The sequence below is a fragment of the Thalassotalea marina genome, assembly GCF_014656435.1.
GTDB classification, from domain to species: domain Bacteria; phylum Pseudomonadota; class Gammaproteobacteria; order Enterobacterales; family Alteromonadaceae; genus Thalassotalea_C; species Thalassotalea_C marina.
Window position 1 is genome coordinate 566904 of sequence record NZ_BNCK01000002.1, and the last position, 23134, is coordinate 590037.

The following is a 23134-nucleotide window of genomic DNA, read 5'->3' on the forward strand; positions in this document are numbered from 1 at the left end:
GCTTATCTAAGATAAGCGTTGAATTCCCCTAACAAGCAAATTGATCCAATTAATTTACTAAATTTGTTTAACTAGCTTAATTTAGTTTATCCCGTTTTAAATATTAAGGAATTAGGAATGTTAATATTAACCCGTAGAGTTGGAGAAACTTTAATGATCGGTGATGATGTTACAGTCACTGTGTTAGGTGTTAAAGGTAATCAAGTCCGTATTGGTGTTAATGCACCAAAAGAGGTGTCAGTGCACCGTGAAGAGATTTACATGCGTATACAGTCTGAAAAAGGCGAATCGGCACCGTCTGGAAATTTCTAATTTGGTTTTAAGAAGAAGCCGGCTCAGCCGGCTTTTTTTTCGTCCGCAATTTATAATGCTTGGTGGTTAAATTTATTCATGTTCACACTTTTAGTACATAAAATGTGTGATATTCGAGCGGTTTGTGTGATTTGTCAGCAAACAAAAATAAAAGCTAAAAAAGTGTTTGACTTATTTTTTATATCCATTAATATTCGCCCCGTTGGTGAGATGGCCGAGTGGCCGAAGGCGCTCCCCTGCTAAGGGAGTATACAGTTTGTAGCTGTATCGAGGGTTCGAATCCCTCTCTCACCGCCATGCGGACGCGTAGCTCAGCTGGATAGAGTACCTGGCTACGAACCAGGCGGTCGCAGGTTCGACTCCTGCCGCGTCCGCCACTTTTTTCTTTAAGTGGTTAAATATTTAAGAAACGCTATTATGTAGCTATCCCTATCTCGGGATATAAAATATTGATGACCGCGAACATGTAGTTTAGCTGGATAGGCAGTATGCTTGGTTTAGATGGCTACGAACCGGTTCGTTATCCCTACATCGGGATACAAAATATAGATTGACCGCGGACGCGTAGCTCAGCTGGATAGAGTACCTGGCTACGAACCAGGCGGTCGCAGGTTCGACTCCTGCCGCGTCCGCCATATTTAAGAAACCAGTCTTAAGACTGGTTTTTTTTACTCTAAGATATTGCCGACATCTTAGTTTTATTAGGTTTTCTATATCAAGAAATGAAACTGATATTGCGATAATTTCGCTATCCCTACCTCGGGATATAAAATATAGATAACCGCGGACGCGTAGCTCAGCTGGATAGAGTACCTGGCTACGAACCAGGCGGTCGCAGGTTCGACTCCTGCCGCGTCCGCCACTTTTTTCTTTAAGTGGTTAAATATTTAGGAAAGGCTATTATATAGCTATCCCTACCTCGGGATATAAAATATAGATGACAGCGAATATGTAGTTTAGCTGGATAGGCAGTATGCTTGGTTTAGATGGCTACGAACTGGTTCGCTATCCCTACCTCGGGATATAAAATATTGATGACCGCGGACGCGTAGCTCAGCTGGATAGAGTACCTGGCTACGAACCAGGCGGTCGCAGGTTCGACTCCTGCCGCGTCCGCCACTTTTAAAAAGCCAACCTTCGGGTTGGCTTCTTTCGTTTTGCAGTTAATCAACTTAAGAGCAGTGGCTTAGTCTAATTAGAGTACAGGCTACGAAATGATACCGATTCCGGTCGCAGGTTCGGCTCCTGCCGCGTCCGCCACTTTTAAAAAGCCAACCTTCGGGTAGGCTTCTTTCGTTTTGCAGTTAATCAACTTAAGAGCAGTGGCTTAGTCTAATTAGAGTACAGGCTACGAAATGATACCGATTCCGGTCGCAGGTTTGGCTCCTGCCGCGTCCGCCACTTTTAAAAAGCCAACCTTAGGGATGGCTTTTTTCGTTTTGCGATTAATCAACTTAAGAGCAGTGACTTAGCGTAATTGGAGTACAGGCTACGAAACGATACCGACTACGGTCGTAGTTTCGACTCCTGCCGCGTCCGCCACTTTTAAGAAGCCAACCTTCGGGTTGGCTTTTTTCGTTTTGCGATTAATCAACTTAAGAGCAGTGACTTAGCGTAATTGGACTGCGGGCTACGAAACGAGATCCATTCCGGTCGCAGGTTCGACTCCTGCCGCGTCCGCCACTTTTAAGAAGCCAACCTTCTGGTTGGCTTTTTTCGTTTTGCGATTAATCAACTTAAGAGCAGTGACTTAGCGTAATTGGAGTACAGGCTACGAAACGATACCGATTACGGTCGTAGGTTCGACTCCTGCCGCGTCCGCCACTTTTAAAAAGCCAACCTTAGGGTTGGCTTCTTTCGTTTTGCAGTTAATCAACTTAAGAGCAGTGGCTTAGTCTAATTAGAGTACAGGCTACGAAATGATACCGATTCCGGTCGCAGGTTCGGCTCCTGCCGCGTCCGCCACTTTTAAAAAGCCAACCTTCGGGTTGGCTTTTTTCGTTTTGCGATTAATCAACTTAAGAGCAGTGACTTAGCGCAATTGGAGTACAGGCGACGAAACGATACCTATTACGGTCGTAGGTTCGACTCCTGCCGCGTCCGCCATTTTTTAGTATTGTTCTTTGCTATCTTGATCCTTTCAATTACTTTGATAAAGCAAAATGAAAATGTTGAGAAGTTTATTCGAAATAATTGTTCTATTATTAGTCGTTAATTGTCGGGAAGTTTGACTACGTATTCATTCGTATATTCAAGGTTTAATCGGTGTTTTCGGATGTTTTAAGCGAATTTTCTTAGTGCCATGAAGATGTTGTGTATTTTGATATTTAATTATTGAATATCGTATGAATAAATATTAATTAAAAGTGAATTTAATTGCGTTTGTCATGTTGACGAATTGCTTTTTTTCTGAACTGGTTAAATTTTATTTGCTTTTTGTTAATTGGAGTGATTATTCTAATTCTATAATTATTGAGCATGGGATAATAATAATGGAAAACCTAACTCAGCTTTTTATCGATGCAGGTAAATTAATGCTAGCAGGCATGGTGTTTGTATTTGCATTTTTGGGGCTGCTCATCATTTTTATTAATCAAGTATTGGTCAAGTTAGCAATTAAGTTTCCTGATCCGGTTAATCAAAATTCAAGAAAAAAGGCTAAAGTAAAAACATCTGAACAAGATGGTGTTTCACCGCAAATTGTTGCTGCGATAAGCAGTGCCGTGTCTCAGTATCGTCAAAAGCATAATAACAAAGAATAAGGAGCGATTGTCATGTCTAAACCACTAGGAATTACTGAAGTTGTACTAAGGGATGGCCACCAGTCTTTGTTGGCAACCCGACTCCGTTTAGAGGATATGTTACCCATAGCCCCTAAGTTAGATGAAATTGGCTTTTGGTCTATTGAATCTTGGGGAGGCGCCACCTTTGATTCATGTATTCGTTATTTAGGTGAAGATCCTTGGCACCGAATTAGAGAATTGAAAAAAGCGATGCCAAATACTAAACAACAAATGTTGTTTAGAGGCCAAAATATATTAGGCTATCGCCATTATGCTGATGATGTTGTCGAAAAGTTTGTCGAGCGCGCACATGTTAACGGTGTAGACGTTTTCCGTATATTTGACGCCATGAATGATGTGCGAAATTTAAAAACAGCGATAAAAGCTGCCGTGAAAGTCGGTGCACATGCCCAAGGTACGCTAAGTTACACCGAGAGCCCTGTACATACCCTAGACGGTTGGTTGACGATGGCCAAAGAATTAGAGGATCTAGGTGCACATTCTCTGTGTATAAAAGACATGTCTGGTTTGTTAAAGCCTTACGATGGTGCTGAGCTTATCTCTCGCCTCAAAGAAACTGTTTCGTTACCAATTTCTCTGCACTGTCATGCCACGACTGGTTTAAGTGTCGCCACTCATATGAAGGCTATCGAAGCTGATATTGACGTCATTGATACATCAATCTCTTCAATGAGCCAAACCTACGGGCACTCACCAACGGAAACTATCGTCTCTATTGTTGAAGGACGTGAACGAGACACGGGTTTAGACATGGAAAAACTTGCAGAAGTTGCGGCTTATTTTCGTGAAGTTCGAGAAAAATACGCTAAGTTTGAAGGCAGTTTGAAAGGTATTGATGCACGTATTTTATTGGCACAAGTACCTGGCGGCATGTTAACTAATATGGAAAATCAGCTTAGAGAGCAAGGAGCGTCTGATAAGTTTGATGATGTACTGCAAGAGATCCCTCGTGTGCGTGAAGATCTTGGCAATATCCCATTAGTTACTCCAACGTCACAAATTGTCGGTACACAGGCAGTATTAAATGTACTAACTGGTGAGCGCTATAAGTCTATAACTAAAGAAACCGCAGGAGTGTTAAAAGGCGAATATGGTGCAACTGCATCACCTGTTAATTCTGAATTACAAAACCGTGTTCTCGAAGGCAAAGAGCCAATTACTTGTCGACCAGCAGACTTATTAGAACCAGAGATGGACAAATTAACCGCTGAGTTGGAATCGCTCGCCAAAGAGAAAAATATCTCGCTTGCTGATGATGTTATTGACGATGTATTAACTTACGCTTTGTTTCCACAGATAGGGTTAAAGTTTTTAGAAAATCGTAATAACCCTGAGGCGTTTGAGCCAGTACCAACTAAGGAAGCGGCAAAACCTACTGAACAAGCAGCCTCTTCTACTAAGTCATCAGCTGAGCGTTATTCAGTAAGTGTTGATGGCAAGGTATTTGATGTCGTTGTTGGCCCAAGTGGCAGCGTGTCGTCTGTAACATCTGCAGCAGACGCCGCTATTAAACAATCGGCTTCTGTAAGCGCAGAAGAAACATTAAACGCACCTTTAGCGGGAAATATCTTCAAAGTACTCGTGAGTGAAGGTGAACAAGTTGAAGCTGGCGAAGTTGTAATCGTCATGGAAGCGATGAAAATGGAAACCGAAGTCAGAGCTGTTTCTAGTGGGAAAATTGTGGATATTAATGTCAAAGAAGGTGACTCCGTCGCTGTTGGCGATGTACTGTTGAGCTTGGCGTAGGTGACATATGGAGCAGTTAAATACGTTATGGATGTCTACTGGCTTAGCTAATTTCGAATTTGGCCAAATTGTAATGATGCTGGTAGGTTGTGGCTTGTTGTATTTAGCAATTGCTAAAAACTTTGAGCCATTACTATTAGTTCCAATGGGGTTTGGTGCCATCTTAACCAACATTCCTGTCGCTGGTTTTTCAGAAGTAGGTGGTTTATTGCACTACATCTATTATGCCGGTATTGATACTGGAATTTTCCCGTTGCTCATTTTTATGGGCGTTGGGGCGATGACAGACTTTGGTGCGCTAATTGCCAATCCGAAAACCCTACTGTTAGGTGCTGCCGCTCAGTTCGGTATCTTTGCGACCTTGTTTGGTGCAATCGCGTTAAATGCTATTCCAGGCTTTGAGTTCTCGTTACAAGATGCTTCGGCTATCGCCATTATTGGTGGCGCAGACGGGCCAACAGCAATATTTCTTGCTTCGAAATTAGCACCTGAATTACTCGGCGCTATTGCGGTAGCTGCATATTCTTATATGGCATTAGTACCAATTATCCAACCGCCAATTATGAAAGCATTTACCACGGAAGAAGAACGTAAAATCGAAATGGCGCAGCTAAGGCATGTAACTAAAATTGAAAAAGTTATCTTTCCGCTGGGTGTATTGATGATGACCATTTTCTTTTTACCTGCAGCAACACCACTTGTTGGCATGTTTTGTTTGGGTAACCTAATGCGAGAATGTGGCGTTGTAGATCGTTTAAGTTCAACTGCACAAAATGAATTAATTAATATCGTTACCATCTTTTTAGGTCTAGGTGTTGGTTCAAAATTAAGTGCAAATGCATTTTTAAATGTGGAAACCTTAGGTATTTTGGCACTTGGTGCTGTTGCGTTTTCTATTGGTACTGCATCAGGTGTGTTAATGGCAAAACTCATGAATAAATTCAGCAAAGAAAAGGTAAACCCTTTAATTGGTGCGGCAGGTGTTTCTGCGGTCCCCATGGCGGCACGTGTTGCTAATAAGGTAGGATTAGAAGCCAATCCACATAATTTTTTACTTATGCATGCGATGGGCCCCAATGTTGCTGGTGTATTGGGATCAGCAGTTGCGGCAGGGATCTTACTGGCACTTGTTGGACAATAAAATAAGGCATGTAAAAAAAACGCTGACTTAGTTCAGCGTTTTTTTATCTGAAAAGGTACTGACTACACCAGAATCGGCTAGCCGATTATATTGATAGAAATGTTCTAGATAAATGTCGGTTTCCAACTGAGCGAGAGTGTCATCAATTTGTTTTTTTAATGCTATACCTGCTTTGTTATTTTGCACGGCTAAACTTGCGGGAATTGATGTTAGCTTTTTGTAATGAATAAAAGGTAAACCGAGTTTACGCAAGGTGGTCATCATCGATACACGTTCAAACACAGCGACCTTTAACCGACCTTTAATTAGCATAACACCCAACTGGTTAAGGTTACTTACTTCGATAAATTTTTCTCTTGGAATATTGGTGACTTGAGCAATGAAGTCAGCGTTACCAACTAGAGTTCCAATTGACTGTTCTTCAACTTGATTTAGGTTTAATAATTTTTGGTTGGTGCTGTACACATCCAAGGTAGTGCTAAAGGACCAAGATAACTCTTTAGCATACAGGTAAAAATCTTCAGACTCGTTGCCTTTGGGTGTGATACCTATTAAGTCGAGCTCATTATCACGTAAGTTCTTCTTCGCTCTGTCATAGGTCATTAATTCAATATTAAATGTTAAATCAGTTTTTTGGCTAATGGCATCTAGTAGTGAAATTGCAATTCCACTGCCGTCTTCATTGATTAATGGCGGGAAGGGTTCAAAACCAACGTTTACTTCTTGGCTTACTGCTAAGGTTGAGTAACATACCAATGTAATTAATAGAACTTTTTTCAATGCTTGTTCCTTATTGCATGACTAAACCTTAGCACAGCTTAAGATATATCAACAATCCTTATGGGTGAAGCTTAAATTGTTGCCAGTTGTTTTCGCTTTTTTCAAAACAAATTCTATCGTGCAGCCTACTTGCTCTACCTTGCCAAAATTCCATGTAGTGGGGCTTTACTCTTAATCCTCCCCAGAATTCTGGCAGTGGTACTTGCTGATTGTTAAATTTATCCGTGTAGGATTTAACACGTTCTTTAAGTTCATTATCGTGAGTTAAACGTTGGCTTTGTTTTGATGCCCAAGCGCCTATTTGGCTACCTCTATCTCTAGAGTGAAAATAAGCCTCAGATTCTGCTGCAGTCACTTTTTCTATCGTGCCTTCAATACGCACCTGTCGCTGTAAAACACTCCAGTGAAAAAGTAGTGCTACTTTATTGTTTCCAGAGAGTTCTTGATGTTTACGGCTACCGTAGTTAGTGAAAAAGACAAAACCGTTTTCGTCAAAACTTTTTAATAAAACCATGCGAGAGCTGGGTTGTCCAGTTGAGTCGACAGAGCTGACAGACATAGCTTCTGGCAATAAAATGCCGGATTTATTTGCATCTTTAAACCACAGGTCAAATAACTCGTAAGGTGACATGTCGGCATCAATTTGAGGTAATGGCAGCGCAACGCCCTGACCAAAAGTAAATAGGCACTTTAATCTTTCTAAAAAGGTCATTTGGTTAATCAAACAGTTATTTTGAGTTTATTTTATCAACTATACGTAGAAAAAAACTAATAGATCTTTTCGAAAAGTGGAATTTAGTGTGGAATTGATAAAGCCTCATATTAGGTTAATGAGGCTTTACGGGGTAATGGTGTGACTAGATATCCCAGTCATCACTATCATCAAGTAACTCTTTAAGACGCTTTCTTTCTAACAAGTCATCAATCCGTTTCCTTACGTCAGCGCTCTTTTCTTCAGAAGGCTTTATGTCCAAGGTGTTTTCTGGCTCGATATCAAGGTTTTCGTCTAAATCGTCGGTATTGTCATAAGTCATGGTGCTTACCTACTTCATGCGTATAACGATAACAGTCTGCAAAATTTTATCCTCACCTTTTGAAAATAGGCAAGGAAATTCGTTAGGTCAATTAAATTTCTTAGACTGTTAGTTGAAAAAGCCAACGGTTTGTACGAGTGATAGCCAGCGAGTAGATCATTGCGAGGGGAATTCATTATAAAATTCGCTTAATATGAAGGGGGGAAGCGTGTAATGAATGTTTTGTTGATATCTATATGCCTGATAGAATAAACGGTAATGCAATTTAGCGATTATTAGGGTAAACGTGTCAGAAAAATCAGTAACTTGGTTGGAACGTTGGCATCATTTTTTAAAATTAAAAAATGAGCGTCGATTAGTGGTAGTGACAGGTGAAAGTAAAACGCAATCAGATGCCGTTCAAGCCATTAGTCATTTTTGCCAACACCAAGGTAAAAGCATGCTGCTCTGGGGCAGTGCAATTGCTGATTTGAAGAGTATCAATTTAAATTTTCGTCACCAACTAGGGCGAGAATATGATGTGGTCGTTTTTAATGACGAGCAGTTTCATGCCGACGCCTTTGCCGCGTTGTCTGGCACAATTAAAGCGGGAGGTTTTTTAGTTTGGCTACCAAGCGAAACGCAGCAGAAATCGCCAGATTTGTTTATCCAACGATTAAATCGACAAGTTTCAGCAGATGCTGAGGTGTTGTATTTTGCAAAGAAACTGCCAGATAGCGAAAGTCATGAATTAAACTTTCCCACTGAAAATACTAGTTCGACTTTAGATTTTAACGCGCGAACACAAGATCAATTAGCTGCAATTAATGCAATATTGAAAGTTGCACAGGGGCGCGCGCATCGACCACTAGTATTAACAGCAGATCGAGGCCGAGGTAAAAGTACTGCGTTGGGTATTGCCGCTGGTCATTTGATAAAACACAGCACAGAGCCTTTTAAAATAGCAGTTTGCGCACCAGTTAGAGAATCAGTTGCCGTTTTTTTTAATAGCGCAATCAACGAATGTACAGACAGCGAACTTAAAAATAATACACTTAGCTTTGGTGACAATAGTGTAGAGTTTTTCCCCATAGACAAGCTGTTACACGAGCAGCCAGATGTCAATTTGTTACTGGTTGATGAAGCAGCTGCAATCCCGCTTTATTTATTAAATCGGCTAGTTCAGTCTTACCCTAGAATTGTCTTCAGTACCACTCAACATGGTTATGAAGGTGCTGGTCGTGGATTTGCTACTAAATTTAGAAAAACGCTCGAAAAGTTGACGCCTAACTACCGTAAGCTGCACTTAGAGCAAGCAATTCGATGGCGAGAAGGCGATCCGTTAGAACGTTTTACTTTTTCAGCTTTTGTACTAAACGCAAGTGAAAGAGACGTTAGATTACCAAAAGGTCAATTTCACGTTCATTTGCTCAATAAAAATGAATTGTCTGAAGATGAAGGTTTATTGGAACAAGTTTTTGCTATATTGGTTAGCTCACATTATCAAACCTCTCCCAGTGATTTAAAGTTAATCCTAACAAACCCTCAAGCTAAAGTGTTTGTTGTTAAGCAGGAGATGGCAATTCTAGCGGTCAGCCTAGTCATAGAAGAGGGGCTAGCTAACGACAGCGAAATAAGTTTAGTGCAGCAACATAAGCGACAACTTAAAAATCAGTTTATTCCGCAGTATTTGTACCGTCATTGCGCGGTTGAACGTGCTTTTGAATATAAGTTCTGGCGTGTAAGTCGAATTGCTGTTTGTCAAAACATGCAAAGCCAAGGTATTGGTAGTTATTTATTAAATCGAATTGAGGATAAAGCTAAACAACATGGTGTCGACTTTTTAGCGACCAGCTTTGCAGCTAGTGCATTGGTGGTTAGCTTTTGGCATAAAGCTGGCTTTGTCATGACTGATTTAGGGCTGAATAAAGACAAAGCAAGTGGAGAATATTCAGCGGTTTTATTAAAAGCAATTTCAAATAACCACTCTGAATTGTTAGACAGTTTGCATTTTCAAGCCGTTCGAAGTTTTTGGTATAAACTATCTACAACTCATAGTGATATTGAACCTGAACTAGCATTTGAGCTGGTATGTGGTTTCTCTGAGCGGTTTCTTCCCGCTTTGGAGCTGATAGACGAAACTAATGTTGCTAGATTACTTAGTGGTCAAGCTCAATTGGCGCAAAGCGCATTTAGTATTCAACTTTGGTTAAAGCACCAAATGAAAAACGCGCAAACTTTATCAGCACAAACAATAAAGACAGAGTTTGGTCTATATCAATTGCCACAGGCATTTTACCTTTTATTACGCAAATATTGGTTATGCCATAGCGATGCAAGTTTAATTCAAGAAGCAAAGCTTACTGGCGTTAAACAGCTCAACAGTTTATTACTAGCTACATTACAGGCGCTTGATAGTAAAAATACCTAGTTTTATTGAGCAATCATTTTAAATCACTTTGTCCGCGCCATCGCCAAAACTTTTTCATTTGAAAATAGTGGCAAGAGAGTTCGTGATCAAAAACAACTTCTTCATATTGGCTAATTTTTTCTGTATAAAAGCCAATAACTTTGGCAAGGCCAATACTTGGGTTTTCGGTGTAAGTATTAAGTAATACCGTTAACCAACTTTGCATTTGTGAAAATTTACTTTCTTGATAATGAGTCATCGGTTAATCCTTAAGCTGCACACTAGAGTTTAATAAGCTTTGCCACATGATGCTTTTTGCCGCACTATTTAAGCACTTTAAATCGCTGCAATGGACCAGTCCCTGTGAAATCAATTGTGCTAGCAGTTGTCCTGAAATAGCAACTTGTGCCTGCTCCTTTTCAGTGATAGACAAAAATTTGGGCTTCACAATAGCTCCTTGGTTATGATGTTTTCTAGTAAACCTATAAGTGTTAACTTTAGCGGCTCAAAATAACAAATGCAAATAATAATTATTCTCAATAAGTGTTTTTTAATCACTATGTTAATTTGACTAATCAGGCTATGCTAAGTGCAACTTTTGCTCGTGTTGATAATTGCTTCTTATCGCTAATTGTCTTTGAAAGCTGGGCATGTTCGAATTAACCCTTAAGCGTTAACAATAAAAACAAGTGTGGTATACAGTGAACGCAATCATTGAAGTTAAAGATTTAGTCAAACAATATGGTGAGTTAAATGCTGTTGATGGTATTAGCTTTACCATAAATAAAGGTCAGTGTTTTGGTCTGTTAGGGCCTAATGGTGCAGGCAAAACAACGACAATAGAAATTATGGAAGGAATTATTAAACCTAGCTCTGGTGAGGTTTTATATGGTGGTAAACCTGCTGGCAGTGATATCGCGCAACAAATAGGTATTCAATTTCAGCACACCGCGCTACAAGATTTCTTGACTGTGAAAGAAACACTCAACTTATTCACCTCTTTTTATCAGCATACGGTATCTCACCAACGCCTTATTGAGTTATGTGATCTTAAAGACTTTCTCGACCGAGATAATCGTTTACTATCAGGCGGACAACGCCAGCGGTTATTGCTGGCACTGGCACTGATTAATGATCCTGATATTGTGTTTTTGGATGAACCAACAACTGGGTTAGATCCTCAAGCAAGGCGTAACTTTTGGCAATTAATAGAAAACATTAAAACACAAGGTAAAACTGTTATTTTAACGACGCATTACATGGACGAAGCGGAGCAGCTTTGTGATGACGTGGTCATTATGGACAAAGGACAAGTGATTGAACGTGGCACACCACAAACATTGCTCAATCGTCACTTTAAAGAAATCTTTATATATTTGCCTGCTGCACATGTCAGCCAATCTACTATTGACGAAAATGGCTGGCAACTCGAAGGTGAACGTGTTGCTATTACGTCTTCCAATGTCGAAGCTACGTTAGCGGCATTGATTGCCAAACAGGTTTCCTTAGAGGGCTTGCAAGTTAAATCGGCTAATTTAGATGATTTATTTTTAAAATTAACTGGCCATTCATTAAGAGAATAATATGAATTTTAAACGTTTCACTGCTGTCGTTAAGGCACGTAACATTGAATTTTTTCGTGATAAGTCTTCTCTTGGCTGGAGTTTGGCATTTCCTGTGTTGCTATTGGTGGTTTTATCATTTGTTTTTTCAGGTGATGGTAAAGCGGCATACAAAATTGGTGTCTTGAACCTTACACAAGTTGACTCCAGTTTTATTAAAACTAAACATATTGATTTTATTGACTATAGCGATATTGAACTGGCAAAAACTAAACTATCTCAACACAGTATAGATATGTTGATTGACTTTGAGCAGCGCCAATACTGGGTAAATCAAGATTCGCCTAATGGTTATTTAGTTGAGAAAATTTTTCAATCAAACTATCAAGACTTTGAGCAACTTAGTACTCAAGGGCGGAAAATACGTTATGTCGACTGGGTATTGCCCGGCGTTTTGGGCATGAATATGATGTTTAGTTGCCTATTTGGTGTTGGCTACGTCATCGTTCGATATAGAAAAAATGCTGTATTGAAAAGACTTAAAGCAACACCGCTTACAGCGTTAGAGTTTGTCAGTGCTCAGTTAGTATCACGTACCATTATCGTTATGACAACATCCACAATAATTTACATAGGGTGCAATTTCTTTTTCGATTTTTACATGCTGGGAAGTTACTTTGATCTGTTTCTTGTTGGGCTATTAGGCGCATTTAGTTTAATCACTTTAGGGTTAGTTGTAGCAAGTCGAAGTAAAAGTGAAGAATTGATTGGTGGTTTACTTAATTTAGCGTCTTGGCCGATGATGATGCTCTCAGGTGTATGGTTTAGTTTGGAAGGGGCGCCCGACAGTATCAAAGCCTTTGCGGATATTTTGCCATTGACTCATTTAGTGGCAGGCGCGCGAAAAATAATTACTGAAGGCGCTACATTAGCTGATATAAGCTATCACTTGGCTGTGATGGCTGTTATGTCGGCAGTGTTTTTAGCGCTAGGTGCCTATTTGTTTAATTGGAACACAGAGCGGTAATTACTTCAGAATTAACGGGTGTGTCACTTTTTTGATATCAGATTGTGGCATGTCCGCTTGCGTAAACAATAAACTATTTTTTGACGGTATAAACGACAGGCTACTAGCGTACGCCAACGTATTTCTAGGTAGTTTAATTAGCGCTTTAGATTGTTGTTCATTGAAGTCATAAAAAGATAACAACTGAAATTCACCTTTATTTTGGCGATAGTAAATGCCTTGTGGGGTGTATTCCCAAGCATATGTAGTCTGAAATTCTTTAGCTGAGACTTTTTCTAACGATTTCTGATCTGGTGTGTTTGGCACCTGGGTTGATACTTCTCTTTGCCAGAGTCCACTATTTTTTGTTGTATATATCAACGTAGTGGGGGAGGTCATGACGCCCATTCTACCGCCGTCAAAAGTTAAGCGAACACTTTGGCCGGTTTGAATATCTAATGCGTGTAAATCTTTAAATTCTTTTTGGTAAATGGTGGTAATAATTGCATTATCATCCCATGACCAAGTAGGTCGGTTATGAGTTTTATGGCTGCTTGGCAACATACTCAGCTTTTTCGTTGCTAAGTCAAGTATATAGATTTTGTCTGCTTTTGCAGAATCTGAAGGTGCTAAAAATGCAATCTTTTTACCACTTCTTGACCAACGAGGATATCTCACCGTTTGGTTAAAAAAAGTAACTTGTTTTCGGTTGTCGCCATTTTGATCTGAAAGCCAAAGCTCGTAATGCCCTGACTCATTCGACACATAAACAAGTTTACCTGCTTTCTCAGAGTAATCCGGCGAGTGATGTTTAAACTGAGATTGGTGAATTGGGAACGGCAAAGAGGCTACGTCTGTATCGAAGGTAAGCTGTGCTATCGAGTATTTTTCTCGCCTTTGTTGGTAAAACAACTCAGCAGTTTTAAAAGAAAAAGCTGGGTAACTAAAACCTAGTATATTTAACGCCTTGGTCTTTTCGTTTTCAATATTATAAACATAGCCTTGGCGGTTATCTGCGTGTTGTATACCGTAAACAATTTGTTTTCCATTTGGGTGCCAAGTTAGGCCAACAATATCTGCTGATTTAAAGGTAATTTGCTTCGCCTGCTGGGTTTTGATATCAACTAGATAAATATTTTCTTCAAATCGGTTATAACGGCGTGTTACCGCTAATGTTTTGCCATCCGGTGAAAATGCAAAATCGCGCTCTTGATAATCACAATTGTTACTGCAAGAAAAACGAACCGGTTCGCTATCTTTATTCAGTAGATCTAACAAATATATACCAGAATTTTCATCGGTATCTGAAATACCTAAGTACGCCAATGTATTATTATCCGGTGATATATCAATATACAAATATCCTGATAAAACAGGACATTCTTTCAGAGCCACTTCGTGTTTAGTTTTCACTTGCAACCGAACAATCTCACAAGTGTTTTTACTTATGCTTCGACGAGAAAAGTAAAGGTATTTTCCGTCAGTACTCCATACCGAATGTCCTAAATAGTCACTACCATACGTAAGTTGTTGAGGTGGAAGCCCAAGGTTTCTTCTGTCTTTGAGATATAGGTTGCCAATACCTTGTCTGTTGATCCATTTAAAAACAACAAATCTGCCATCGGGCGAGGGGGCATTGAACAATTCTGTCCCTGGATTTTTGGTGATTTGTTCAATCACCGGATCTGGAAGTTCTTGCTGAAATGTGTTTAATGTAAATGCCATCGCTAAGACAAATAAAATGGTCAACAGGCTAGCACCAATGATTAATCGACGCTTGTTTGGACTGCTCGAGATGTCGGGAGCTTCATCAGCTGAAATGGTAGAGTCGTCACATTTAAATTGCGGAGCAATAAGCAGCCTATATCCGACTTTACGAATGGTTTCTATAACCTCATCGTCACCATCGTCATGCTTTAGCTTTTGGCGTAGGTGCCAAATTGCGTTGGTTAGCGCTTTTTCTCCAACGTACGAGTTTCCATCCCACACATTTTCAATTAGCTCTTCACGTGGAATGACTCTAGGGTAATGCTCAGCTAAATAACATAACACTTCTATAAACTTGGGTTGAACAGACTGTTTTTCTTCGCCTAGGTGCTCAATAGCATATTCAATAGGGATGATTTTACAATTACCAATATTGAATACGGCGTTTTTGTTCATAGCTGGGTCAAGTCACTTATTGATGTTGTTGTAGTCGTGAAAGGTTATCTATCTTTGTGATAATAGCGATTTCAATGCTCTCTTACAAATGCAATTTCAAGTTAAAAATGTAAACGAATATAAACTATACATTTTGTTTTTTTACCAGCAAAAATTAAAAATAAAGATATCTATTGAGCTTTTGATAAGTGTTTGTAAATCTTAAGATAGATGTTAAATAGATGTAGAAAAGACGCCCCGCAGATTGTCTATTTCCCCTCAATTTTTTAAAACCACATAGTAACAACATAATCGTTTGAAATTAAGTGCTCGAAACGCTTTAGCCTATTTATATAGAAAAAGCCTTTAGCAGTTAAATCAACATAATAAAAACACAATAAATGAAGGGAAACCATATGAACAAAACGCTAGTTACGATGGCCGTACAAAGTGCCATATTTAGTACTGCTGTTGCAATTTCAGGTCCGGTATTCGCTGCTCAAGAGCAAGCATTATCACAAGTTGAATTGCAACAAACAGCAGAAAATAATACCTCAGAACAAGCTAAAAGTGACAAAACTGAAAAAATTACAGTAACGGGCTCTCGTTTACGACGTGATAGTTTCAGTGTTGCCACACCAATGGCTACACTTGGTGTAGAGGCAATTGAAGATACTGGCTTAGGTTCATTGTCTGAAATTCTCGTTCAAGAGTTACCACAAATTGCAGAGGGTGTAGCAAACACTAACAGTCAATCTTATGTATCGGTAACGGGTTTATCGACAATTGATTTGCGAGATTTAGGTTCTAACCGAACACTTACATTGATTGATGGTCGCCGAACTGTATCAAATAGTTATAGTGGTAACTATGTTAGTTTAAGTACTATTCCTGCTGGCATGGTTCAAAAAGTTGAAATCATTACTGGTGGTGCATCAGCAACTTATGGTTCAGACGCTATTGCTGGCGTTGTAAATATTATTACTCAAAAAGACAAGGAAGGCTTTGCTTTTAAAGGCCGTTATGGCGATAGCCATGAGGGTGGCGGTGAAGAAATTAGTTTAGACTTAGACTACGGTACAGAGTTTGCTGATAGCCGTGGTTACTTATTTTTCAGTGCCAGTTTTGATGAGCAAAAGGGTTTAGATTATTGGGATCGTAAACGAGCTCAACAAGAAGATGTGTTTAGATACAACGCTGAGTTGATGTGTAACCAAATGCTAACTGAAAATGATTACCAATGTATGCGAGATATCACGAAAGCAGACTGGCGAAATCGCAGTGACGGCTTACCTGGTGGCGTATTTGGTGAAACAAGTCGTAATGACACTCAGTTTTGGTACGACGGACAAACATTACGTAATGATTGGAAAGATAACGAAGAAAAATACGGTATTCATGCAAATCAATACGAGTGGTTAAAAGTACCTGATGAAGCATTGTCAGCAGCGTTAAAATTAGATTTTGAAGTGACGGACGATGTGCTTGCATATTATCAAATTCAATACAGTGAAAATAAATCGGTTAATGTAAAATCTCCAGAAGATGATTATGAAGGTGCTGCAGCATTAGTCATTGATCCTGTTACAGGAGCGCCTAGTCGCGTAGCACCGGGCTATATTCCAATGGATAACCCTTTTGTACCAGAAGAAATCAGAAACGCTGGGCTTTATAGAGATCGAATCTACTGGGATCGCCGTTTTAGTGAAGTAGGGCCTGTAACTACTGACAACAAGCGTACAACATTACGTACTTGGGGTGGTTTACAAGGTACTGTGTTCAACGGTGAGTGGGATTGGGATATCTCGGCATCATATGGTCGTACAACGCAAGATCAAACTCGCTTAAATGAATTAAATACTCTTCGTGTTAGAGAAGCTCTTCAAGCAGAGCGCTTGGACGATGGAACTATCCAGTGTAAAAGTGAAGCTGCACGAGCTGAAGGTTGCGTGCCTTTAAACTTATTTGGTGAAGGTTCAATTACGCCTGAAATGGCAAATTACATTCGCGCCAATCCTGTTATAGATTCAACAGTAGAACAATTTAATATCGTAGGTTATGTGGCTGGAGATTTGTTTGAATTACCAGCAGGTGCTGTTGGTGCTGTATTTGGTGCAGAATACCGTAAAGATAAGCAAGATTTACGTGTAAGTGATGATCAGCAATATGGTGGTATTACCTTTAACATTGTTCCTGAGTTTTCTGGTGATGTTAACGTGACAGAGATCTTTGGTGAACTAGCTATTCCTGTATTAAAGGATCAAGAGTTTGCTAAAGAGTTAAATGTTACCGTTGCCTCTCGCTTTGCTGACTACAGTTGGTCAGATTCTAACATTGTAGGAAGTCACAACCTTGCTGTTGTTTGGGAAATTGCTGATGGCTACATGTTCCGTGGTAGTTACGCTCGTGCGCAACGTGCACCAAGTATTGCTGAATTACTATCGCCACCACGCGGAGATTACGATTCGTTTGATGACATCTGTGATGGTTTAACTGCTACGTCTACAAATGTTGGCCATGACAGCTGTCGACAAGATCCTGTATTGGCACAATTGTTAGCACAAGATCCGAATTTTGAATTTGAAGATCGAAATACTGGCTATTCACCAAACACGGGGAATGGCGAGTTAAAAGAAGAAACTGCCGATACCTATACGTTTGGCTTGTCACTTTCACCTGAAATTTTCCAAGGTGTCCAAGTTGCTGTTGATTATTACGACATAACGGTTAGCGACGCAATAGCACAAATCGATAATAATGACATTATTCGTCAGTGTTATGCTTCTGACACCCCATTTGGTGCGAGTAATAACTTTTGTAACGATATCACGCGTGACGCAGAAGGTAACATTATTGAAATTCTGCAACGTTCATTTAACGTTGATGAGCTAACAACTCGTGGTTACGACATCGCAGCAGCTTACAAGTATGACTTGGGTGATATGGGCTCGTTAAAGTTCAAAGCTGATATTACGCATGTGATTGAGTATTCAAAAACATTTGAAACTAATGACGGTAAGCAAACCAATAATTACCTTGGCGACATGGCTAATGGTATCTTTAAAGATAAAGCTTCAGCGTCAGTTACTTGGACATACGATGATGCTTGGCGCGTACGTTGGAGTGCTAAATGGAAAGATAGCATGATCCACAGCTTAGAAGATCAAAAAGATTACTATGCACCTTTAGATGAAAATGGTGACGGCGGTATCTTTACTAAGAATGATGCAAACTGTGCTGCTGGGCTAGAAAGCTGTGTGGAGAATCCAGAAGCGCCTAAGTTTTATAATATTCCTTCTTACATTCGTCATGACTTGTCTGTGTCATACAAAATGGATTTAGAAAATGAAGGAACATTAAGACTATATGGTGGGGTAAACAATATTTTTGATAATGTAGGCCCATTTATGCGTGGTTATACCGGTAATTATGCAAGTGCATTTGGCCGAGGTATGGGACGTTACTTCTTTGCTGGTGCAGAGGTTAAATTCTAAAACTACTCTCTGGGCAACAGTCACAAGGATTGTGACTGTTGCGTCACATTTTTTACTACGCAAATTTACTAGGATGTGAATTTTATCTCTATTTGGAAAGTTTCTATGCCGTTTAATTCTCGAACTTCTTTTCTTGCTAGCCTCTTAGGGCTAGGTTTTTGCATTTCCGCCCAAGCAAACAATATAGACCCCGAACAAATTAATGATGGGCCGTATATTCAGGCGGCGGACAATAACATGCAGGTTAGGTGTGTATTACAGGGAAATTTGGTCACTCAGCTTTACTCAAAAAGTGATTTACCGTTGACGGTTTCTGATTGTAATTACCCTGCAAAGTTAACGTCAAAACCAGCTCTTGAACAAAAGGTACTTGAATATACGACGACTGAAAAAATCGTCGCAGTAAGTGATTTTCACGGTCAATACGACTTGATGCATCGACTATTAGTCAATAATGGCATTATCGATACAGCAAGTAACTGGACCTTTGGTAAAGGGCACTTTGTTATCACTGGTGATATTTTTGACCGGGGTGACAAAGTAACTGAAATTTTGTGGTTTTTACATAAATTAGAACAGCAGGCAGAAGAGGCTGGCGGTAAACTTCATTTATTGCTGGGTAATCATGAAGTAATGGTGATGAATGGCGATTTGCGATATTTACATCCTAAATATGTCGAAGTTCAGCAAATACTTGGTGAAACCTTAGATAAACTACTAACACAAAAAACGATATTGGGGGCATGGCTACGTAGCAAGCCAGTATTAGTTAAAATCAACAATAACTTATTTGCTCATGGCGGTTTTCACCCAGATCTTGCCAGAGAAAAAATGAGCTTAGAAAGTATTAATCGAATTTTCAAAGAAAACTTAGTTAAATTTGAATTGAATAAACCTAGGTCTGAATGGGGCAATTATTTACATCGTACGAATGGACCTATTTGGTACCGTGGTTATTTCAAAGATAACGGTGCAACGAGTCAAGAGATTGATTTATTGCTTAAACACTTTGAAGTTGATCATTTAATTGTTGGGCATACCTCTCAAAAGCAAGTATTAACGAAACACCAAGGCCGTGTTATCGCCATAGACTCAAGTATTAAACGCGGGGCGTATGGTGAATTACTGATCATTGAAAACAACACTAAGTGGCGTGCTACTTTAAATGGGGAAAAAATAAAACTGGATTAAAAATTATCACAATATTTTCTGTTAATTTATTAAAAACTAAGGATAGTTAATAATGTTAAAAACTTTTTGTTCTGTTACTGCATTCAGTATTCTAACGTTAGGATGTTCAAACAATACTAAAGTTATTCCTTCTGACTACATGCACAGAAGCGTCATTTACCAGCTTGACAATGCAACTTTTGAGCTTAGTGCTAAACCATTTGAAATTGAAGCAAAGTGTTTAGTTAAAAATGCATTAGATAAATCAGAAATGGCCGCTGTTTATCATTCTTGTGATAGCCTTTGGCAATTTGAACTTAATCAAATGAAAAATTTAAATGTCGTAAACGCTTTATCAGATAAAGATAGAGTGTTTTTTACTAATTTCCTTTCGAATGTACAAACAGCAACAGGTGATGAAGTGAACTTGGAAAATAAGGTATTCAAAAGTTCTATTGCTGACAATTCTGCAAAGATACCCTAAATGATAATGCAAAATCACACATTGATTTAACCACAAACATTAAACAGAGTGGCACAAATGCTATACTTGCAAAAAAGCATGTTCAGTGTAGATATTAAAGTGGTGGAGTAGCTGATTTGTTGTTAAAAATTGTCGGTCTGTTTTTTGTAGGCTTAGCTGCATTAGGGGCAGTATTACCCCTATTACCTACCACGCCATTTTTATTGGTTGCCGCCGCTTGTTTTGCTAAGTCATCCCCAAGATTACATAAAATGCTGCTTGAAAATAGAGTTTTTGGACCACTGATTTATCATTGGCAGGAATCAAGAAGCATCCCAAAACGAGGCAAAGTAGTCGCCTTGATATCGATGGTGTTGGCCGCTTCTTGGTCTGTTTATATGATGGATAATATGTGGTTGAAATTGCTGGTTATCGCATTAATAGCAGGGCCTTTTATTTTTATTTACCGATTGCCCGTGTCTAATGGTAATTATCAAGTATCAAAGCAAACTAAAAGCTAAGTTGTTAACTTAGCGCCTTGTTCACTAAATTTGCTAAATGATCAGGGAGCTTTAACTTCAAGGCTATTTCATGGCCTCGAGCAGACATTTTTTTCCAAGTTTTTTGTAAAATACTGATAATCTTGTCTTCTTCGTGCTTTTTTGCAAATGCATCGAAGTAGTGAGACAAAAATACCAAACATGCTACGTCTTCTAAAGTTTGAGCGTCATGATTACGTTTGAATTTTTCTTTTTTAATGATATTGGCTGTTAACTGAGCTTCATGCTCTGAATATCCTTGGTCTAACATCAGTTGTGCGGCAAGTTGTGCATGATAAATCCCTAATTCTTTGCGCCACAGTAAATATCCCTCTTTACCCTGCGGAAAGTTAATTCTGGGAATGTGCCAACGTTTTATGTGTTGCGCACGCACCGCTATTTTTAAATATTCGTCTGAGTCAGGCCAATATTTATCTAGCATCACCGACATGCGCATGCTGTATAAATATTCTTTTGCATAATTTTTGCCTTGAAACTCTTCTTTATTAGGATCTTGCTGATTTATTTTATCGACAGCGGCGATTACATCGGTTAATCGTTGGTTTGTCATGACTTGCTCCTTCAACGCAAGTTACTACTTGGCTTAAATATTAGTGTTCGCTTTCTTATGGTCAAGCTTTACCTCATAAAAATATCAGCTATTTTCTATAGAATGGTGCTAACTTTGTGTTGTTGTTGCGTGGTTAAATGCGTATAATGCTCTCCCGTCTTGTTGGGACGGCAAAATATCCATTCTGCCTGTCATATCAACACAAAAAGCAAATTTTTCTAATTTTCCTGACTCTGGGTAACGCATGACAACTAGATATATTTTTGTAACAGGTGGCGTTGTATCGTCTCTTGGTAAAGGTATTGCTGCAGCTTCACTTGCCGCAATTCTTGAAGCGCGTGGTTTAAAGGTAACCATGCTAAAGCTAGACCCATATATAAACGTTGACCCAGGGACAATGAGCCCAATTCAGCACGGTGAAGTATTTGTCACTGAAGATGGTGCTGAAACTGACTTAGATTTAGGTCATTACGAACGTTTTATTCGCACCAAAATGACTAAGCGCAATAATTTTACGCAAGGTCGTATTTATCAAGATATTCTAGCGCGTGAGCGTAAAGGTGAATTCTTAGGGGCAACAATTCAAGTTATTCCTCATATTACTAACGATATCAAACGTCGTGTGATTGAAGGTGCCGAGGGTGCTGATATTGCGATGGTTGAAGTTGGTGGTACTGTAGGTGATATTGAGTCATTACCGTTTATGGAAGCGATTCGCCAATTAGGTACTGAACTTGGCCGTGAGCGTGCAATGTACATGCATTTAACATTAGTGCCTTATTTAGCTGCGTCTGGTGAAATTAAAACTAAGCCTACTCAACATTCAGTAAAAGAGTTACGCTCTATCGGTATTTTCCCTGATCTTCTTGTTTGTAGAAGCCCGGATGCAATTCCTGCTAATGAACGTGCCAAAATCGCGCTATTCTGTAATGTTGAAGATCGCGCTGTTATTTCAATGCGTGACGTTGACTCAATCTACAAAATTCCAGCTATTTTAAAAGAGCAAGGTACCGACCAATTAGTTGCTAAGCGTTTTGGTTTAGATTTACCAGAAGCTGATTTATCTGAGTGGGAAAAAGTACTTTATCAAGAAGCGAACTCAATCGGTGAAGTAACTATTGGTATGGTAGGTAAGTACATTGAGTTACCTGATGCATACAAATCTGTTAACGAAGCATTAAAACATGCGGGCTTAAAAAACCAATTAAAAGTTAAAATTAAATACGTTGACTCACAAGATGTTGAATCTAGAGGCACTGATTTACTAAAAGGTCTAGACGCGATTCTTGTTCCTGGCGGTTTTGGTGAGCGTGGTGTTGAAGGTAAAATTTTAGCGGCGCAATATGCTCGTGAAAATAAAGTCCCATACTTAGGTATCTGTTTAGGTATGCAAGTAGCGTTAATTGAGTTTGCTCGAAATGTTGCTGGTTTGGAAGGTGCACATAGTACCGAGTTTAATGCCGAAACTCCTTACCCAGTAGTTGGTTTAATCAATGAATGGTTAGACGATGCGGGCCAAGTGGAACGTCGTGACGAAAACTCTGATCTTGGCGGCACTATGCGTTTAGGCTCTCAATTGTGTCACTTATTGAAAGGTACCAAAGCGTGTGACGTATATGGCAGTGAAACAATTTATGAAAGACACCGCCACCGTTATGAGGTAAATAATAACTACCGAGATCAAATCAGCAAAGCTGGCTTAGTGTTCTCGGGCTTATCGACAGATAAAAGCTTAGTTGAGGTGATTGAGATCCCAGATCACCCATGGTTTATTGCGGGTCAGTTCCACCCTGAGTTTAATTCAACTCCGCGTGACGGACACCCACTGTTTGAGAGTTTTGTTGCTGCCTCATACGAGCACAGTAAAAACAAATCAAACGACGCATAATCAATTAAAACCGTAGCTTTTGGCTGCGGTTTTGCATTTTAAATCACAAATAATTTTAAACACTGGCTAATTGAGTGTGTTCATTGGCTGTAG

At 39.4% G+C, this 23134-nt stretch carries 19 protein-coding genes and 6 tRNA genes; 18 read left to right on the forward strand and 7 right to left on the reverse strand.

From position 1 onward, the window contains the following. Positions 1-117 precede the first annotated feature (117 nt). The 10 genes from csrA (at position 118) to IE199_RS05845 (ending at position 6003) form a co-directional block, all read left to right on the forward strand. Positions 118-312, forward strand: a complete 195-nt coding sequence (csrA, locus tag IE199_RS05800) for a carbon storage regulator CsrA (RefSeq protein WP_189768191.1) — start codon at positions 118-120, stop codon at positions 310-312. A 204-nt stretch (positions 313-516) separates the two neighbouring features. Continuing rightward, positions 517-609 (forward strand) — tRNA-Ser (locus tag IE199_RS05805). A 3-nt stretch (positions 610-612) separates the two neighbouring features. Continuing rightward, positions 613-689: transfer RNA gene (locus IE199_RS05810), tRNA-Arg, on the forward strand. Between the two features lie 181 nt (positions 690-870). Continuing rightward, positions 871-947, forward strand: a tRNA-Arg gene (locus tag IE199_RS05815). A gap of 150 nt (positions 948-1097) precedes the next feature. Beyond that, positions 1098-1174: transfer RNA gene (locus IE199_RS05820), tRNA-Arg, on the forward strand. Between the two features lie 180 nt (positions 1175-1354). After that, positions 1355-1431, forward strand: a tRNA-Arg gene (locus IE199_RS05825). Positions 1432-2355: 924 nt separating this feature from the next. Next, positions 2356-2418 (forward strand) — tRNA-Ser (locus IE199_RS05830). A 386-nt stretch (positions 2419-2804) separates the two neighbouring features. Beyond that, positions 2805-3074, forward strand: a complete 270-nt coding sequence (locus IE199_RS05835) for an OadG family transporter subunit (RefSeq protein ID WP_189768193.1) — start codon at positions 2805-2807, stop codon at positions 3072-3074. Between the two features lie 12 nt (positions 3075-3086). Continuing rightward, the gene (gene oadA, locus IE199_RS05840) at positions 3087-4862 is read left to right on the forward strand and encodes a sodium-extruding oxaloacetate decarboxylase subunit alpha (RefSeq protein ID WP_189768195.1); all 1776 of its coding nucleotides are present in this window, start codon (positions 3087-3089) and stop codon (positions 4860-4862) included. A 7-nt stretch (positions 4863-4869) separates the two neighbouring features. Further along, on the forward strand, positions 4870-6003 hold the full coding sequence (locus IE199_RS05845; RefSeq protein WP_189768197.1) for a sodium ion-translocating decarboxylase subunit beta: 1134 nt from the start codon (positions 4870-4872) through the stop codon (positions 6001-6003). 27 nt (positions 6004-6030) lie between these two features. Here IE199_RS05845 and IE199_RS05850 read toward each other — a convergent pair whose 3' ends face one another. From IE199_RS05850 to IE199_RS05860, 3 genes are all read right to left on the reverse strand, one after another. Beyond that, a complete protein-coding gene (locus IE199_RS05850) occupies positions 6031-6783 on the reverse strand; it encodes a substrate-binding periplasmic protein (protein WP_189768199.1) in 753 nt (250 codons plus the stop codon). 58 nt (positions 6784-6841) lie between these two features. Then, positions 6842-7495: a pyridoxamine 5'-phosphate oxidase gene (gene pdxH, locus IE199_RS05855; RefSeq protein WP_189768201.1), complete on the reverse strand. Its 654-nt coding sequence runs from the start codon at positions 7493-7495 to the stop codon at positions 6842-6844. A 145-nt stretch (positions 7496-7640) separates the two neighbouring features. Next, positions 7641-7817, reverse strand: coding sequence for a PA3496 family putative envelope integrity protein (locus tag IE199_RS05860; RefSeq protein ID WP_189768203.1), 177 nt, complete (start codon positions 7815-7817; stop codon positions 7641-7643). Between the two features lie 286 nt (positions 7818-8103). On the opposite strand from IE199_RS05860, the gene IE199_RS05865 reads away from it, so the two are divergent. After that, positions 8104-10227: a GNAT family N-acetyltransferase gene (locus tag IE199_RS05865; RefSeq protein ID WP_189768205.1), complete on the forward strand. Its 2124-nt coding sequence runs from the start codon at positions 8104-8106 to the stop codon at positions 10225-10227. Between the two features lie 13 nt (positions 10228-10240). Here IE199_RS05865 and IE199_RS05870 read toward each other — a convergent pair whose 3' ends face one another. Both IE199_RS05870 and IE199_RS05875 read right to left on the reverse strand, forming a co-directional pair. Continuing rightward, positions 10241-10465 (reverse strand): hypothetical protein, encoded by a 225-nt coding sequence (locus tag IE199_RS05870; protein ID WP_189768207.1) that lies wholly within the window; start codon positions 10463-10465, stop codon positions 10241-10243. A gap of 3 nt (positions 10466-10468) precedes the next feature. Then, positions 10469-10654: a hypothetical protein gene (locus IE199_RS05875; RefSeq protein WP_189768209.1), complete on the reverse strand. Its 186-nt coding sequence runs from the start codon at positions 10652-10654 to the stop codon at positions 10469-10471. Positions 10655-10907: 253 nt separating this feature from the next. On the opposite strand from IE199_RS05875, the gene IE199_RS05880 reads away from it, so the two are divergent. Together IE199_RS05880 and IE199_RS05885 are read left to right on the forward strand one after the other, a co-directional pair. After that, positions 10908-11789 (forward strand): ABC transporter ATP-binding protein, encoded by an 882-nt coding sequence (locus IE199_RS05880; protein WP_189768211.1) that lies wholly within the window; start codon positions 10908-10910, stop codon positions 11787-11789. 1 nt (position 11790) lies between these two features. Beyond that, complete coding sequence (locus IE199_RS05885) at positions 11791-12795, forward strand: ABC transporter permease (protein WP_189768212.1); 1005 nt, start codon at positions 11791-11793, stop codon at positions 12793-12795. Here IE199_RS05885 and IE199_RS05890 read toward each other — a convergent pair whose 3' ends face one another. Further along, positions 12796-14937, reverse strand: coding sequence for a winged helix-turn-helix domain-containing protein (locus IE199_RS05890; protein ID WP_189768214.1), 2142 nt, complete (start codon positions 14935-14937; stop codon positions 12796-12798). It lies immediately after the preceding gene. Between the two features lie 395 nt (positions 14938-15332). Between IE199_RS05890 and IE199_RS05895 the strand changes: the two genes are divergently transcribed. From IE199_RS05895 to IE199_RS05910, 4 genes are all read left to right on the forward strand, one after another. Then, a complete protein-coding gene (locus tag IE199_RS05895; RefSeq protein ID WP_189768216.1) occupies positions 15333-18410 on the forward strand; it encodes a TonB-dependent receptor plug domain-containing protein in 3078 nt (1025 codons plus the stop codon). A gap of 105 nt (positions 18411-18515) precedes the next feature. Next, positions 18516-19601: a metallophosphoesterase gene (locus IE199_RS05900; RefSeq protein ID WP_189768218.1), complete on the forward strand. Its 1086-nt coding sequence runs from the start codon at positions 18516-18518 to the stop codon at positions 19599-19601. A gap of 52 nt (positions 19602-19653) precedes the next feature. Then, positions 19654-20064, forward strand: a complete 411-nt coding sequence (locus IE199_RS05905; protein ID WP_189768220.1) for a hypothetical protein — start codon at positions 19654-19656, stop codon at positions 20062-20064. Positions 20065-20180: 116 nt separating this feature from the next. Continuing rightward, on the forward strand, positions 20181-20564 hold the full coding sequence (locus IE199_RS05910) for a YbaN family protein (protein WP_189768222.1): 384 nt from the start codon (positions 20181-20183) through the stop codon (positions 20562-20564). A 4-nt stretch (positions 20565-20568) separates the two neighbouring features. Here the strand turns inward: IE199_RS05910 and IE199_RS05915 are convergent, their stop codons facing one another. Beyond that, a complete protein-coding gene (locus IE199_RS05915) occupies positions 20569-21153 on the reverse strand; it encodes a DUF4202 domain-containing protein (protein ID WP_189768224.1) in 585 nt (194 codons plus the stop codon). Positions 21154-21397: 244 nt separating this feature from the next. Between IE199_RS05915 and pyrG the strand changes: the two genes are divergently transcribed. After that, on the forward strand, positions 21398-23041 hold the full coding sequence (pyrG, locus tag IE199_RS05920; protein ID WP_189768226.1) for a CTP synthase: 1644 nt from the start codon (positions 21398-21400) through the stop codon (positions 23039-23041). Positions 23042-23134 lie beyond the last annotated feature (93 nt).